Source organism: Klebsiella sp. EMBS2024, assembly GCF_036233805.1.
GTDB lineage: Bacteria > Pseudomonadota > Gammaproteobacteria > Enterobacterales > Enterobacteriaceae > Klebsiella > Klebsiella pneumoniae.
The window spans coordinates 1,229,648-1,244,121 of record NZ_JAZARW010000001.1 but is presented as its reverse complement, the minus strand read 5'-3'; the positions used below and the strand labels follow the sequence as shown (position 1 = coordinate 1,244,121).

General features: G+C 58.4%; 13 protein-coding genes (1 of these 13 cut by a window edge). 3 read left to right on the top strand and 10 right to left on the bottom strand.

What is annotated here, in order from left to right; all coding sequences use genetic code 11:
- Positions 1-37: 37 nt before the first annotated feature.
- From fabF to yceD, 8 genes are all read right to left on the bottom strand, one after another.
- Positions 38-1,279 carry a beta-ketoacyl-ACP synthase II gene (gene fabF / locus VZP09_RS05575; protein ID WP_002900666.1) on the bottom strand — a complete coding sequence of 414 codons (1,242 nt, stop codon included), beginning with the start codon at positions 1,277-1,279 and terminating at the stop codon, positions 38-40.
- Between the two features lie 89 nt (positions 1,280-1,368).
- Complete coding sequence (gene acpP, locus VZP09_RS05570; protein WP_000103754.1) at positions 1,369-1,605, bottom strand: acyl carrier protein; 237 nt, start codon at positions 1,603-1,605, stop codon at positions 1,369-1,371.
- 210 nt (positions 1,606-1,815) lie between these two features.
- Positions 1,816-2,550, bottom strand: coding sequence for a 3-oxoacyl-ACP reductase FabG (gene fabG / locus VZP09_RS05565; RefSeq protein ID WP_002899294.1), 735 nt, complete (start codon positions 2,548-2,550; stop codon positions 1,816-1,818).
- Positions 2,551-2,562: 12 nt separating this feature from the next.
- Positions 2,563-3,492 (bottom strand): ACP S-malonyltransferase, encoded by a 930-nt coding sequence (gene fabD / locus VZP09_RS05560; RefSeq protein WP_002899289.1) that lies wholly within the window; start codon positions 3,490-3,492, stop codon positions 2,563-2,565.
- 15 nt (positions 3,493-3,507) lie between these two features.
- Positions 3,508-4,461 carry a beta-ketoacyl-ACP synthase III gene (locus VZP09_RS05555; protein ID WP_002899288.1) on the bottom strand — a complete coding sequence of 318 codons (954 nt, stop codon included), beginning with the start codon at positions 4,459-4,461 and terminating at the stop codon, positions 3,508-3,510.
- Positions 4,462-4,514: 53 nt separating this feature from the next.
- Positions 4,515-5,612, bottom strand: coding sequence for a phosphate acyltransferase PlsX (gene plsX / locus VZP09_RS05550; RefSeq protein WP_004224085.1), 1,098 nt, complete (start codon positions 5,610-5,612; stop codon positions 4,515-4,517).
- Between the two features lie 203 nt (positions 5,613-5,815).
- Positions 5,816-5,989, bottom strand: a complete 174-nt coding sequence (gene rpmF / locus VZP09_RS05545) for a 50S ribosomal protein L32 (protein WP_000290724.1) — start codon at positions 5,987-5,989, stop codon at positions 5,816-5,818.
- A 16-nt stretch (positions 5,990-6,005) separates the two neighbouring features.
- Entirely contained in the window at positions 6,006-6,527 is a 522-nt protein-coding gene (yceD, locus tag VZP09_RS05540) for a 23S rRNA accumulation protein YceD (protein WP_002899276.1), read from the bottom strand.
- 141 nt (positions 6,528-6,668) lie between these two features.
- On the opposite strand from yceD, the gene VZP09_RS05535 reads away from it, so the two are divergent.
- Positions 6,669-7,253, top strand: coding sequence for a Maf family protein (locus VZP09_RS05535; protein ID WP_002899273.1), 585 nt, complete (start codon positions 6,669-6,671; stop codon positions 7,251-7,253).
- A 37-nt stretch (positions 7,254-7,290) separates the two neighbouring features.
- On the opposite strand, the gene rluC is transcribed toward VZP09_RS05535, so the two are convergent.
- A complete protein-coding gene (rluC, locus tag VZP09_RS05530) occupies positions 7,291-8,244 on the bottom strand; it encodes a 23S rRNA pseudouridine(955/2504/2580) synthase RluC (RefSeq protein ID WP_002899271.1) in 954 nt (317 codons plus the stop codon).
- Between the two features lie 699 nt (positions 8,245-8,943).
- Between rluC and rne the strand changes: the two genes are divergently transcribed.
- The gene (rne, locus tag VZP09_RS05525) at positions 8,944-12,177 is read left to right on the top strand and encodes a ribonuclease E (protein WP_328794945.1); all 3,234 of its coding nucleotides are present in this window, start codon (positions 8,944-8,946) and stop codon (positions 12,175-12,177) included.
- Between the two features lie 38 nt (positions 12,178-12,215).
- On the opposite strand, the gene VZP09_RS05520 is transcribed toward rne, so the two are convergent.
- Positions 12,216-13,244: a LysR family transcriptional regulator gene (locus VZP09_RS05520; RefSeq protein WP_317006033.1), complete on the bottom strand. Its 1,029-nt coding sequence runs from the start codon at positions 13,242-13,244 to the stop codon at positions 12,216-12,218.
- A 16-nt stretch (positions 13,245-13,260) separates the two neighbouring features.
- On the opposite strand from VZP09_RS05520, the gene VZP09_RS05515 reads away from it, so the two are divergent.
- On the top strand, positions 13,261-14,474 hold the 5' portion of the coding sequence (locus VZP09_RS05515; RefSeq protein WP_328794944.1) for an MFS transporter. It continues 22 nt past the right edge of the window; only the first 1,214 of its 1,236 coding nucleotides appear in the window; it begins with the start codon at positions 13,261-13,263; the stop codon falls past the right edge of the window.

Here is a 14,474-nt window from a genome sequence, read left to right as displayed (position 1 = left end):
CGGGCCTTTTGTTAAAGCAGTACCGGGGCAAGCCCTGTCACACTTTTTTGAAGATCAGCGAACCGTTAGTGCCGCCAAAGCCGAAGGAGTTGCACAGGGTGTACTCCATACCGGAAACCTGACGCGCTTCGTGTGGAACGAAGTCGAGGTCGCAGCCTTCATCCGGGTTGTCGAGGTTGATCGTCGGCGGAACCGCCTGATCGCGCAGCGCCAGGATAGAGTAAATCGACTCTACCGCCCCTGCCGCACCCAGCAGATGCCCGGTCATGGATTTGGTAGAGCTCACCAGTACGCGGCTCGCCGCATCACCGAAGACAGACTTAACCGCCTGCGCTTCCGCTTTATCGCCGGCCGGCGTCGAGGTGCCGTGGGCGTTGACGTAGCCGATCTGGCCCGGTTCGATGCCCGCATCGCGAATAGCATTCACCATTGCCAGCGCGGCGCCCGCGCCATCTTCCGGCGGTGACGTCATGTGGTAAGCATCGCTGCTCATGCCGAAGCCAACGATCTCGGCGTAGATTTTGGCGCCGCGTTTTTTGGCATGCTCGTACTCTTCCAGCACCACCATACCCGCGCCGTCGCCCAGCACGAAGCCGTCACGATCTTTATCCCACGGACGGCTCGCCGCCTGCGGGTTGTCATTGCGCGTGGAGAGCGCACGCGCCGCGCCGAAGCCGCCCACGCCAAGCGGGGTGCTGGCTTTTTCCGCGCCGCCTGCCACCATCGCATCGGCATCGCCATAGGCGATGATGCGCGCGGCCTGGCCGATGTTGTGCACGCCTGAAGTACACGCGGTCGCGATAGAGATACTTGGCCCACGCAGACCAAACATGATGGTCAGATGTCCGGCCACCATGTTAACAATTGTGGAAGGAACGAAGAATGGGCTGATCTTGCGCGGTCCGCCGTTAACCAGCGAACTGTGGTTTTCTTCGATCAAGCCGAGACCGCCAATACCGGAGCCGATAGCGGCGCCAATACGGGTTGCATTCTCTTCCGTCACTTCAAGGCCAGAATCCTGCATGGCCTGAACGCCAGCGACAATTCCATATTGAATGAAGGCATCCATCTTGCGCTGTTCTTTGCGCGAGATAATGTCATCACAGTTAAAATCCTTTACTAAGCCAGCAAATTTCGTTGCATAGGCGCTAGTATCGAAATGGTCGATCAGGCTGATGCCACTCTGACCGGCAAGGAGAGCTTTCCAGGTAGACTCTACGGTATTGCCGACAGGAGACAACATGCCCAGTCCGGTCACAACTACACGACGCTTAGACACGTTTGTCCTCCAGGGAGGGAAAATAGATTCTTGTGGGACAATAAAAAGATAAAACTCAGGCGGTCGAATGACCGCCTGGAGATGTTCACTTACGCCTGGTGGCCGTTGATGTAATCAATGGCAGCCTGAACGGTGGTGATTTTCTCAGCTTCTTCGTCCGGAATCTCAGTATCAAACTCTTCTTCCAGAGCCATTACCAGCTCAACGGTGTCAAGAGAATCAGCGCCCAGGTCTTCAACGAAGGAAGCATTGTTGGTAACTTCTTCCTGCTTAACGCCCAGCTGCTCGCCGATAATTTTCTTAACGCGTTCTTCGATAGTGCTCATACTCTTAAATTTCCTATCAAAACTCGCTTTCGCGATGGTTTTCGTAGTGTATAAAATGTTGAAAAATTTGCAACTAAATCCCGGCAGGTCTTACCACGATTTTGCGCTATTTTGAGGCCGTTTGCCCTAAGAACGCAAATCTTTTCGCACAAAACCGCACAGAGAACCGTGCGAAGTGCGCGGTTCCTGAACGTTTTGCACAAATCTCGGTCAGACCATGTACATTCCGCCGTTGACGTGCAGCGTTTCACCAGTGATGTAACTTGCTTCGTCAGAGGCTAAAAATGCAACCGCGCTGGCGATTTCATTTGGGGTGCCAAGGCGCCCCGCAGGAACTGCCGCCAGCGTACCCGCACGCTGCTCATCGGTCAGCGCACGCGTCATGTCCGTTTCAATAAAGCCCGGAGCAACAACGTTTACAGTAATACCGCGGGACGCAACTTCACGCGCCAGTGATTTACTGAAGCCGATCAGACCCGCTTTCGCCGCGGCGTAGTTGGCCTGACCCGCATTTCCCATGGTACCAACCACAGAACCGATAGTGATAATACGTCCATGACGCTTTTTCATCATAGCGCGCATTACCGCTTTTGACAGACGGAAAACCGATGACAGGTTGGTTTCGATAATATCGTTCCACTCGTCATCTTTCATGCGCATTAACAGATTGTCGCGAGTGATCCCGGCATTATTCACCAGGATATCCACTTCGCCAAACTCTGCGCGCACATTTTCCAGAACAGATTCAATAGATGCCGGGTCGGTCACATTCAACATCAGACCTTTACCATTGGCGCCTAAATAGTCGCTGATCGCCTGCGCGCCGCTTTCGCTGGTCGCAGTACCGATAACTTTCGCGCCACGGGCGACGAGCGTTTCAGCGATGGCACGGCCAATACCGCGGCTTGCACCGGTAACCAGCGCGATTTTTCCTTCAAAACTCATGGTTTTCCTCTTTTATTGCTCAAGCGCCGCAGACATCGCCGCCGGCTCGTTAAGCGCGGAAGCGGTCAGGGTGTCAACAATACGTTTGGTCAGGCCGGTGAGGACTTTACCCGGGCCAACCTCATACAGATGCGATACGCCCTCGGCAGCCATAAACTCAACGGTTTTGGTCCACTGCACCGGGCTGTACAGCTGGCGCACCAGCGCGTCGCGAATGGCGTCCGGCGCGGTTTCGCACTTCACGTCGACGTTATTCACCACCGGAATCGTCGGCGCGTTGAAGGTGATCTTCTGCAGCTCTACCGCCAGTTTTTCTGCGGCTGGCTTCATCAGCGCGCAGTGGGACGGCACGCTCACCGGCAGCGGCAGCGCGCGTTTGGCGCCGGCGGCTTTACAGGCGGCGCCCGCACGTTCAACGGCCTCTTTGTGCCCGGCGATAACCACCTGGCCCGGAGAATTGTAGTTCACCGGAGAGACCACCTGCCCTTCGGCAGACTCTTCACAGGCTTTGGCGATAGCGGCGTCGTCCAGACCGATAATCGCGGACATGGCGCCGGTACCTTCCGGTACGGCTTCCTGCATGAATTTACCACGCAGCTCAACCAGGCGAACGGCATCAGCGAAACCGATAACGCCCGCGCATACCAGCGCGGAGTATTCGCCGAGGCTGTGACCCGCCAGCAGCGCTGGCGCTTTGCCGCCCTGCTGTTGCCAGACGCGGTACAGCGCCACGGAGGCGGCGAGCAGCGCCGGTTGAGTCTGCCAGGTCTTATTCAGTTCTTCTGCCGGGCCCTGTTGCGTCAGCGCCCACAGATCGTAACCCAACGCTGCGGAAGCTTCACCGAAGGTCTCTTCAATGACCGGCCAGGCGGCAGCCATTTCGGCCAGCATGCCTACGGCCTGAGAGCCCTGCCCCGGGAACACAAATGCGAATTGCGTCATGTTTAAATCCTTATACTAAAAACGAACCAGCGCGGAACCCCAGGTGAAACCGCCACCAAAGGCTTCCAGCAAAATCAGCTGACCGCGCTGAATACGGCCATCGCGGACGGCCTCATCCAGCGCGCAAGGGACTGACGCCGCGGAGGTGTTGCCATGGCGGTCGAGGGTCACAACGACGTTATCCATCGACATACCCAGTTTCTTCGCCGTCGCGCTGATAATACGCAGGTTAGCCTGATGCGGCACCAGCCAGTCCAGCGCTGAACGTTCAAGATTATTCGCTGCCAGCGTCTCATCAACGATGTGCGCCAGCTCGGTGACCGCCACTTTGAAGACTTCGTTGCCGGCCATCGTCAGATAGATCGGGTTTTCCGGATCGACGCGATCGGCGTTCGGCAGGGTCAGCAGTTCGCCATAGCTGCCGTCGGCATGCAGATGCGTCGAGATAATGCCCGGCTCTTCGGAGGCGCCCAGCACAACCGCGCCGGCGCCGTCGCCGAAAATAATAATCGTTCCGCGATCCGCCGGATCGCAGGTGCGCGCCAGCACATCGGCGCCAACAACCAGCGCATAATCTACCGCGCCGTTCTTCACATACTGATCGGCGACGCTTAGCGCATAGGTGAAACCGGCGCAGGCGGCGGCGACATCAAACGCCGGGCAACCCTTAACGCCCAGCATTGACTGGATCTGGCATGCAGAACTCGGAAACGCGTGCGTGCCGGAGGTGGTCGCAACGATAATCAGACCAATTTGCTCCGCGGACACGCCCGCCATCGCCAGCGCCTGCTTTGCGGCTTCAAAGCCCATCGTAGCAACTGTTTCATGCGCTGCGGCAATACGACGCTCACGGATACCTGTGCGGGTGACAATCCACTCGTCAGAGGTTTCTACCATTTTTTCCAGGTCGGCGTTTGTACGCACTTGCTCGGGCAGATAGCTGCCGGTACCAATAATCTTCGTATACATGTACGCTCAGTCACTCTTGGGTGATATACCCGCCTCGTTCAACCGCCGCGGCGTCAATCGTGGCCATTCGTCCCGCTTTGCTGTCGGGCGTTCACGTCACTGTCGCTTTCNGGCAGCTCGAAACCAGCTGGGTATAAAGATTCCAGGCGCGCGGCGATCCGCTGAGGAATCTGCCGCTGCACCGCCTGCACTGCCTGCTCTATCGCGACGCTAAAGGCGCGTTGATTGGCAGCACCATGACTCTTGATCACGGAACCGCGCAATCCTAACAGACAGGCGCCATTATACTGGTCGGGGTTGAGGTGACTGAATCGCCTCGCCAAGCTTTTTTGTAACCAACGTTTTAGTAACAGCAGCCACCACGACCGTTTTTTGCCCTCTCCCTGAGATTTCAGCAGTGAAAGGAACATTCTGACAACACCTTCCATGGTTTTTAATGTGACGTTGCCCGTGAATCCATCACAAACCAGCACATCGGTTTTTCCGGTCAACAGTTCATTGGCTTCAAGATAGCCGATGTAGTTGAGGGAAGGCAGCGTTTTGAGCACTGCGGCAGCATCGCGGATGCTGCCGAGGCCTTTCATCTCTTCTTCGCCGATGTTCAACAAAGCGACGCGGGGGTTGGCAATGCCGACCACTTCTTCCGCCAGCACCGCGCCCATTACCGCGAACTGCACCAGCATCGTGCTGTCGCAATCGACGTTGGCGCCGAGATCCAGCACCACGGTTTTGCCCTTCTGCTGGTGCGGTAAAACCGTCACCAGCGCCGGCCGCTCAATACCTTCGATCGGTTTGAGCAGCAGTTTCGCCAGCCCCATCAGCGCGCCGGTGTTGCCAGCGCTGACGCAGGCTTGCGCCCGCCCTTCTTTCACAAGCTCCAGCGCCACGCGCATTGAGCTTCCGCGACTGCTGCGGATAGCCTGCGCGGGTCGCGCATCACTGGCAATAACTGACTGCGCAGGAATAATCTGCAGACGCGAACGTTGTTCGAAGTCAGCTTTGGCGAGTAATGGCGTGATGGCGTCGGGATCGCCGACTAAAAGAAGTGTGAGTTGCGAATTAGAGTTCAGTGCCTGCAGTGCTGCAGGCACCGTCACGGATGGGCCGAAATCGCCCCCCATGACATCTAACGCCAGGGTTAGACGTGTCAAGGTATCGTCGCTGCCCGGTTCGGTGATTCCCCAGTTGCCCGGGGAGTCCTCACTAAGCTTCATCACGCTGGCACCCGCGAATATTCACGCTGCAGACGCAACAATCCGGGCATAAATGCCCCCAGCGACCGGGTTAACCGAGTTTCCAGGGACGCACACGCCCGCCATGGCCTGCAACGGGAAATCCTGCGAGTATCGCGTGATTACTTAGCGATAACCTTGCGACCGCGGTAGAAACCGTCGGCAGTGATGTGGTGACGCAGGTGTTTCTCACCAGAAGTTTTGTCTACAGACAGGCTGGTGACTGCGGTCAGCGCGTCATGGGAACGACGCATGCCACGTTTGGAACGGGTTGGTTTATTCTGTTGTACGGCCATGGACCTTACTCCTCAATTACTTACGCTTTAAGCTGGCTAATACGGCAAATGGGTTTGGTTTTTGTGCCTCTTCAGGCAGTTCGCCAAAGACCATGTCCGCGTCGGACACTTCACAGTGTTCAGAATCATGCACCGGAACTACGGGCAGGGAGAGGATAATTTCATCCTCGACCATTGCCTGCAGGTCGATTTCACCGAATTCGTTAACCTCAATCGGCTCATACGCTTCCGGTAGTGCTTCGGCCTGTTCGTCATTTCTGACGGGGCTAAAACAATACGTGGTGTGGACGTGATGGGAGAACGGTTTCCCGCAACGCTGGCATTCGAGAGTTACCGTTACCTTTGCATCGCCAGTAATAACGGCGAGACGCTGGTTATCGATAGCGAACGACATGCTGCATTCCACATCGCTGTCCACGCTGACTACAGAATCGGTTACACGTTCAACCTGATCGCGGGCATAGATGCCTTCGTAATCAAGGCGTTTTTGAGCCGTGCGTACCGGATCAAGAGTCAGGGGTAATTTTACCTTTTGCATAGGGCGCGCATATTAACTTTGTAATGTCATAGAGTCAAAGAAAAAGGCAGCCTCAGGTTGCCTTTTGCCATTTATTCGCACACATTGCGGCGCATAGTTTAAGATGATGCTCTGCGAAGCGCTATATGTGGATGAAAAAATATGTCTGATCTTATCCTCGCGTCAACCTCTCCCTGGCGGCGCATGCTGCTGGAAAAACTGGGTTTACCGTTTGAATGTGCCGCGCCTGACGTCGACGAAACGCCCCGGCCTGATGAATCCGCACGTCAGCTTGTCACCCGACTGGCGCAGGCCAAAGCGCAAAGTCTGGCCACACGCTTCCCTAATCACCTTATTATAGGCTCCGATCAGGTTTGCGTACTGGACGGTGAAATCACCGGCAAACCGCACACCGAGGAAAATGCCCGCAGGCAGTTAAGAAAGGCCAGCGGGTCAATCATTACCTTTTATACCGGACTGGCGCTGTACAACTCTGCCAGCGGCCATCTGCAAACCGAATGCGAACCCTTTGACGTTCACTTTCGCCATCTCAGTGATAAAGAGATAGAAGGCTATGTGCGCAAAGAGAACCCGCTGCAGTGCGCCGGGAGTTTCAAGAGCGAAGGGTTGGGCATTACGCTGTTCGAACGGCTGGAAGGCCGCGACCCGAACACCCTGGTCGGTTTACCCTTAATCGCGCTCTGTCAGATGTTGCGCCGTGAAAACTACAACCCGCTGTTAGGCTGAGGCAAAAAAAACGGCGGAACTGATTCCGCCGTTGCGCTTATTTGCTCTTCCGTAGCACCTGTAAACAGTGCTTCAGCTGGTTGTCCAGCGGCGCCTCAACGCGCATCACCTCCCCGCTCCCNGGGTGGGTAAACTTCAGCGCCGCCGCGTGCAGGAACAGGCGGTTTAAGCCGGTAGCGGACAGCTGCTTGTCGAACTCGCGGTCGCCATAGCGGTCGTCAAAAGCGATAGGATGGCCGGCATACTGGGTATGAACGCGGATCTGATGCGTGCGGCCGGTGACCGGGCTGCAGCGCACCAGCGTGGCGAATTCGTAACGCTCTTCCACTTTAAAGCGCGTCTCCGACGGCTTGCCTTCCTGACTCACGCGAACGATGCGCTCCCCGCTCTGCAGAATATTCTTCAACAGCGGGGCCTGGACCACTTTGGTATGCGACTGCCACTGGCCGCGCACCAGCGCCAGATAATCTTTCTGCATGCCTTTATCGCGCAGTTGCTCGTGCAGCGAACGCAGCGCTGAGCGCTTTTTCGCCACCAGCAGCACGCCGGAGGTATCCCGGTCGAGACGATGCACCAGCTCAAGGAAGCGCGCCTCCGGGCGCAGGGCCCGCAGCCCTTCAATCACGCCGAAGCTCAGGCCGCTGCCGCCGTGTACCGCGGTACCAGAAGGCTTATTGAGCACCAGAATATGATCGTCTTCATAGAGGATCACCTCAGAGAGCGCGGCCACTTTCTGCAGGTGCGGCGATACCGCCTCTTCTTCACGCTCCGCCACGCGTACCGGCGGGATACGGACTTCATCGCCCGCTTCCAGCTTATACTCCGGCTTCACGCGCTTTTTGTTTACCCGCACCTCGCCTTTACGCAGGATGCGATAAATCATGCTCTTCGGTACGCCTTTCAATTGCGTACGCAAAAAGTTGTCGATACGTTGCCCCGCTTCATCAGCAGCAATGGCAACCATTTTTACGGTTGGGGTCTCAGTTTTCATGGTGCGCGATTCTAAATAGCCGGACGCATTAGCGCCACTCATTTTTATATGCTTATATTTATCATTATCCTGTTTTCACGGTTTACCTGACCGCCATTTTGTTTGTTATTAGAACAATCTGTATGGGCAGGTGATAAAACTGTGAGTAACCGGGTGATAAAAGGTGAAAGTCAACTTGCTATAACAAGGTTAGCAATGGAATAATGAGACCGTTTTCCGTATTGCATCTTGTTAGAACAAGACATTAGCGGAATGACCAATTTTGTCTGACCGATCGCCCACGCAGCAATGGCGTAAGACGTTGTGATCTTTCAGACAGTTAGCGGGCTGCGGGTTGCAGTCCTTACCGGTACAGGCTCTATGGATTTCAAGTCGCAGGAAGGCGTCAACTCCGGGACTCCCGGGAGCTCATCTGGATCGCCAGATCGAGGTGAGCAGGTTAAGCCACCATGCCTGCAACGCGAAAGACGACGAGTATAAATGGAATATTCTCTGGTGATACATCCCAGGCTGTTCCCCTGAATAATTGCGCTGTGTTTCCGTTTGAAACACAGGCGACCGACACTCTGCGCCTCTTAAGCGCGCGACAACCGTGAGGTTGGCGACGTGAACCAGACACGAGGCCATCGGTTTTCCCCCGGAAAGGCATTACTCTGCCCGCAGCTTAGTCGTCAATGTAAGAATAATGAGTAAGTTACGATGAAAAGAATGTTAATCAACGCAACTCAGCAGGAAGAGTTGCGCGTCGCCCTTGTTGATGGGCAGCGCCTGTACGACCTGGATATCGAAAGCCCCGGGCACGAACAGAAAAAAGCGAACATCTACAAAGGCAAAATCACCCGCATTGAACCCAGCCTTGAAGCCGCGTTTGTTGATTACGGCGCCGAGCGTCATGGTTTCCTCCCCCTCAAAGAAATCGCCCGCGAATACTTCCCCGCCAACTACAATGCGCATGGTCGTCCTAATATCAAAGACGTACTGCGGGAAGGTCAGGAAGTTATCGTGCAGATTGATAAAGAAGAACGCGGCAACAAAGGCGCTGCGCTCACCACCTTTATCAGCCTGGCGGGCAGCTATCTGGTACTGATGCCGAACAACCCGCGCGCCGGGGGAATTTCCCGCCGTATCGAGGGCGACGACCGTACCGAACTGAAAGAAGCGCTGGCGAGCCTGGAGCTTCCGGACGGCATGGGCCTGATCGTTCGCACCGCTGGCGTCGGCAAATCCGCCGAAGCCCTGCAGTGGGACCTGAGCTTCCGCCTGAAGCACTGGGAAGCGATTCAGAAAGCCGCGGAAAGCCGTCCGGCGCCGTTCCTGATCCACCAGGAAAGCAACGTCATTGTCCGCGCCTTCCGTGACTACCTGCGCCAGGACATCGGCGAAATCCTGATCGATAACCCGAAAGTGCTTGAGCTGGCGCGCCAGCATATCGCCGCGCTGGGTCGTCCGGATTTCAGCAGCAAAATCAAACTGTACACCGGTGAAATCCCGCTGTTCAGCCATTATCAGATCGAATCGCAAATTGAGTCCGCCTTCCAGCGCGAAGTGCGCCTGCCTTCCGGCGGGTCTATCGTTATCGATAGCACCGAAGCGCTGACCGCGATCGATATCAACTCCGCCCGCGCCACCCGCGGCGGCGATATCGAAGAGACAGCCTTCAATACCAACCTCGAAGCGGCTGACGAAATTGCCCGCCAGCTGCGTCTGCGCGACCTCGGCGGCCTGATCGTTATCGACTTCATCGATATGACCCCGGTTCGCCACCAGCGCGCCGTGGAGAATCGTCTGCGCGAAGCCGTCCGTCAGGACCGGGCGCGCATTCAGATCAGCCATATTTCGCGCTTCGGCCTGCTGGAGATGTCCCGTCAGCGCCTGAGTCCGTCGCTGGGCGAGTCCAGCCACCACGTCTGCCCGCGCTGCTCCGGCACCGGCACCGTGCGTGATAACGAATCGCTGTCGCTCTCTATTCTGCGTCTGATCGAAGAAGAAGCGCTGAAAGAGAATACCAAAGAAGTCCACGCCATTGTTCCGGTACCGATCGCCTCCTATCTGCTGAACGAAAAACGTGCCGCAGTGAGCGCTATCGAATCCCGTCAGGGCGATGTGCGCGTTATTATCGTGCCAAACGACGAAATGCAAACGCCGCACTACTCCGTCCTGCGCGTGCGCAAAGGTGAAGAAACCTCAACGCTGAGCTATCTGCTGCCGAAGCTGCATGAAGAAGAGATGGCGCTGCCAGGCGACGATGAGCCGGCGGAGCGGAAACGTCCGGAACAGCCGGCCCTGGCCGCTTTTGTCATGCCAGATGCGCCGCCAGCCCCGATGCTCGAAGAGCCTGCCGCCGCGCCTGTCGCCGCAGCGGCACCGGTCGCGGCCGCCGCACCGGCGCAGCCTGGCCTGCTCTCACGCTTCTTCAGCGCGCTGAAGAATATCTTCTCTGGCGCCGAAGAGGCCAAACCGGCTGAAGTTCAGGTCGAGAAGAAAGCGGAAGAAAAACCGGAGCGTCAGCAGGAGCGTCGTAAACCGCGCGCCAACAACCGCCGCGACCGCAACGACCGCCGTGATAACCGCGACAATCGTGACAACCGCGATAACCGTGACAATCGCGACACCCGTGCGGACAATGCCGAGGGCCGTGAACCGCGCGAATCGCGTGAAGAGAACCGTCGCAACCGTCGCGAGAAGCCGTCGCAGAACGTGGAAGCCCGTGATGTTCGCCAAACCTCAGGCGACGACGCGGAGAAAGCGAAATCCCGTGACGAGCAGCAGCCGCGCCGCGAACGCACCCGCCGCCGCAATGACGACAAACGTCAGGCNCAGCAGGAAGCCAAAGCGCAGACTCGCGAAGAGCCGGTTGTGCAGGAGACGGAGCAGGAAGAGCGTGTACAAACTCTGCCGCGTCGTAAACCGCGCCAGCTGGCACAGAAAGTGCGCGTTGAGTCCGCTGTCGTCGAGCCAGTTGCCGAGATCGTGCCAGAAGCCGTAGTGGCTGAAGTTATCGCTCCGCAAAGCGAGCCGGTGAAAGCCGAGCTGCCGGCAGGGGTGGAGAGCGTGGCGGACCAGGACGAAAATGGCGAATCCCGTGAAGCGAACGGTATGCCGCGTCGCTCACGTCGCTCCCCGCGTCACCTGCGCGTCAGCGGTCAGCGTCGTCGTCGCTATCGTGACGAACGCTATCCGACCCAGTCGCCTATGCCGCTGACCGTAGCCTGCGCATCGCCGGAGATGGCTTCCGGTAAAGTCTGGATCCGCTACCCGGTGGTTCGTCCGCACGATCAGCAGCCGGAAGAGGTTCAGGTTCAGGACGCCAGCGTCGCGAAAACTGTCGAGGCCGTAGCGGCCCCGGTTGCCGTCGTTGAAACCGTTACCGCTGCGCCGGTCACCGTCGAGCCGGCTACCATGGAACCAGTAACCGCTGAGCCGGTAGTCGTTGAGCCGGTAGCGGCCGCCGAGCCGCTGGTCGTTGATGCTGCGGAAGTTGTCGCGCCAGCAGCCGTCGAGCCAGCGCCTCAGGAGCCGGTCACCGAAGCACCGGCTGTCGAAGCGCCTCAGGCTATCGCGCCAGTGACGCTCGACGCCGAGCCGGTGGTGGTAGAACCTGAAGCGGTGGAAACGACGCCTGTCGTTGCAGCGCCAGTGGAAACCATCGCCCCGGCCGCAGAAACCGTGGAGCAAGCGCCAGTGATCGAAGCGGCCCCTGCCGAACCGGTCAAAGCCGAGCCCCCGGTGAGCAAGCCGGTCGTAGTGGCGGGTCATCGCCATGCCACCGCGCCAATGACCCGTGCGCCAGCTCCGGACTATGTCCCGGAAGCACCGCGTCACAGCACCTGGGTGCGCCCGCCGTTCGCCTTTGAAGGTAAAGGCGCCGCCGGTGGTCATAGCGCGACCCATAAAGCCACCGCTGAACCGACTCGCCCACAGCCCGTCGAGTAAGCGTGCTTAATAAAAAAACCGGCCTTTGGCCGGTTTTTTTATGCGCTTTGCGGACGCTGCATCCCGGCGAGATCCGGCATGATCTCCCGCATCAGGTCGAGGAACTTACGCAGGCGTGTCGGGTAATAGCGCGCCCAGGGATAAACCAGATGAACCGGCAGCGAGGCGGGTCGCCACTGCGGGAACAGCTCAATCAGCCGTCCGGCGGCAATATCCTCCACGACCGTCCAGCTGGACACCATCGCCACCCCCAGCCCCGCCAGCGCGGTGTTGCGCGCGACGTAAAGACTGTCAGTGCTCAGACAGGGAGTAATCGCTGTAGAGACAATCTGCCCGCTTGCCTGATGCCTGAGCCGTACCTCATGCTGATAAAAGGTATTAATGGCGATCCATGGCAGGCCCGATAACGCCTCCAGCGAGGTTAACGGCGGATACTTCGCCAGCAGCTCAGGAGAAGCCACTACGCAGCGCGGCACTTCCGCCAGCAGTACGGATACCGTTGCTGGATCCACCTCCGCCCCCACGCGAATAGCGCAGTCGATATTATCGCTGAGGAAGTCGACGGTATTATCGTTTAGCATCCACTCCACCGACAGCTGCGGATGGCGCTGTAGAAATGCCACCAGCGGCGCCAGCAGCTGCTGCTGGCCAAACGCGTGGGGCGCCCGCACTCGCAGAACGCCCACCGGCCGATCGTCGGCAATACGCAGGTCATCCTCCAGCGCCAGCCAGGCGTCCACCACCTGACGGGCGTGACGATAACAGCGTTCGCCATCGTCAGTGAGCTTCATCGCATGGGTGGTGCGCAGGATCAGCTTAACCCCCAGCAGCCCTTCAAGGGACTGCAGGCGGCGGCTGACGGTCGCCTGGGTAGTGTCCATCTGCCCTGCGGCGGCGGAGAGCGATCCGGCCTCTACGATGCGGATATAGGTGCGCATCAGCTCAATGCGGTCTATACGCTTTTGTCTTTTCATTTTCCTTTTGCCTATACGTGCTACGTATAACCGTTTTACCACCAGCCCGGCTACCGCGCCAGTCGCGTTCAGGGAAAAATAGCCCCATCGCATCTATGAGGCATTGAACATGACACCGACTTCCCTTTCCACCCGCGACGCAGGCTGGATTATCTTCATTCTCGCACTCGGCGCCGGCTTTAGCGTCGCCTCTATTTACTACGCGCAGCCGCTGCTGCCGTTGATGGGCGCCAATCTCCACCTGACTGTAGAAGGTATGGGTCTGGTCCCTACCCTGACGCAGGCGGGTTATGCGCTCGGCATTCTGTTCCTGCTCCCGCTCGGCGACCGCCACGATCGCCGCCGGCTGATCCTGGTGAAAAGCGCGCTGCTGGCGCTCCTGCTGCTCCTGTGCAGCCTCACCGGCCAGCTCAGCTCACTGCTGGTGGTCAGTCTGCTGATCGGTATGGCGGCGACCATGGCGCAGGATATCGTCCCGGCGGCGGCGATCCTCGCCCCGGCGGGCAAGCAGGGAAAAATGGTGGGCACGGTGATGACCGGGCTGCTGCTGGGGATCCTGCTCTCCCGGACGGTCAGCGGCGTGGTGGGCGCCGTATTCGGCTGGCGGGTGATGTATCAGGCGGCGGCGGTCAGCGTCGCGCTGATTGGCCTGGTAATGTGGCGCGTCCTGCCGCGCTTCGCTGTGCACTCGACGCTGAGCTATCCGCAGCTGATGGCCTCGATGGCGCATCTGTGGCAGCGTTACCCGGCATTACGCCGCGCCGCGCTAGCTCAGGGCGCGCTCTCTATCGCCTTTAGCGCCTTCTGGTCGACGCTGGCGGTGATGCTCTCCGAACACTATCACATGGGCAGCGCAGTAGCGGGCGGTTTCGGTATCGCCGGGGCCGCCGGGGCGCTGGCCGCGCCGCTTGCCGGCGGTCTGGCCGATAAATTTGGCGCCGGTAAGGTGACACAGATGGGTGCGGCGCTGGTCACCCTCTCCTTTGCCCTGATGTTTATGCTGCCGCTGCTGCCAGTGCACGCTCAGTTGGCGCTGATTGCCCTGTCGGCGATTGGCTTTGACCTTGGCCTGCAGTCAAGCCTGGTGGCGCATCAGAACCTGGTATATGGCCTTGAGCCACAGGCCCGCGGCCGCCTCAACGCCCTGCTGTTCACCGTGGTGTTTATCGGGATGTCGCTGGGGTCGGTGCTGGGCAGTAAGCTGTACGTGCTGGCCGGCTGGAACGGAGTGGTCACGCTGGCAGTGATCACTGGCGCGCTAGCCCTGGCGATCCGTCTGCTGGAGAATGCCCGCATCCTCGCTGCCGAACGCAGCGCATCATA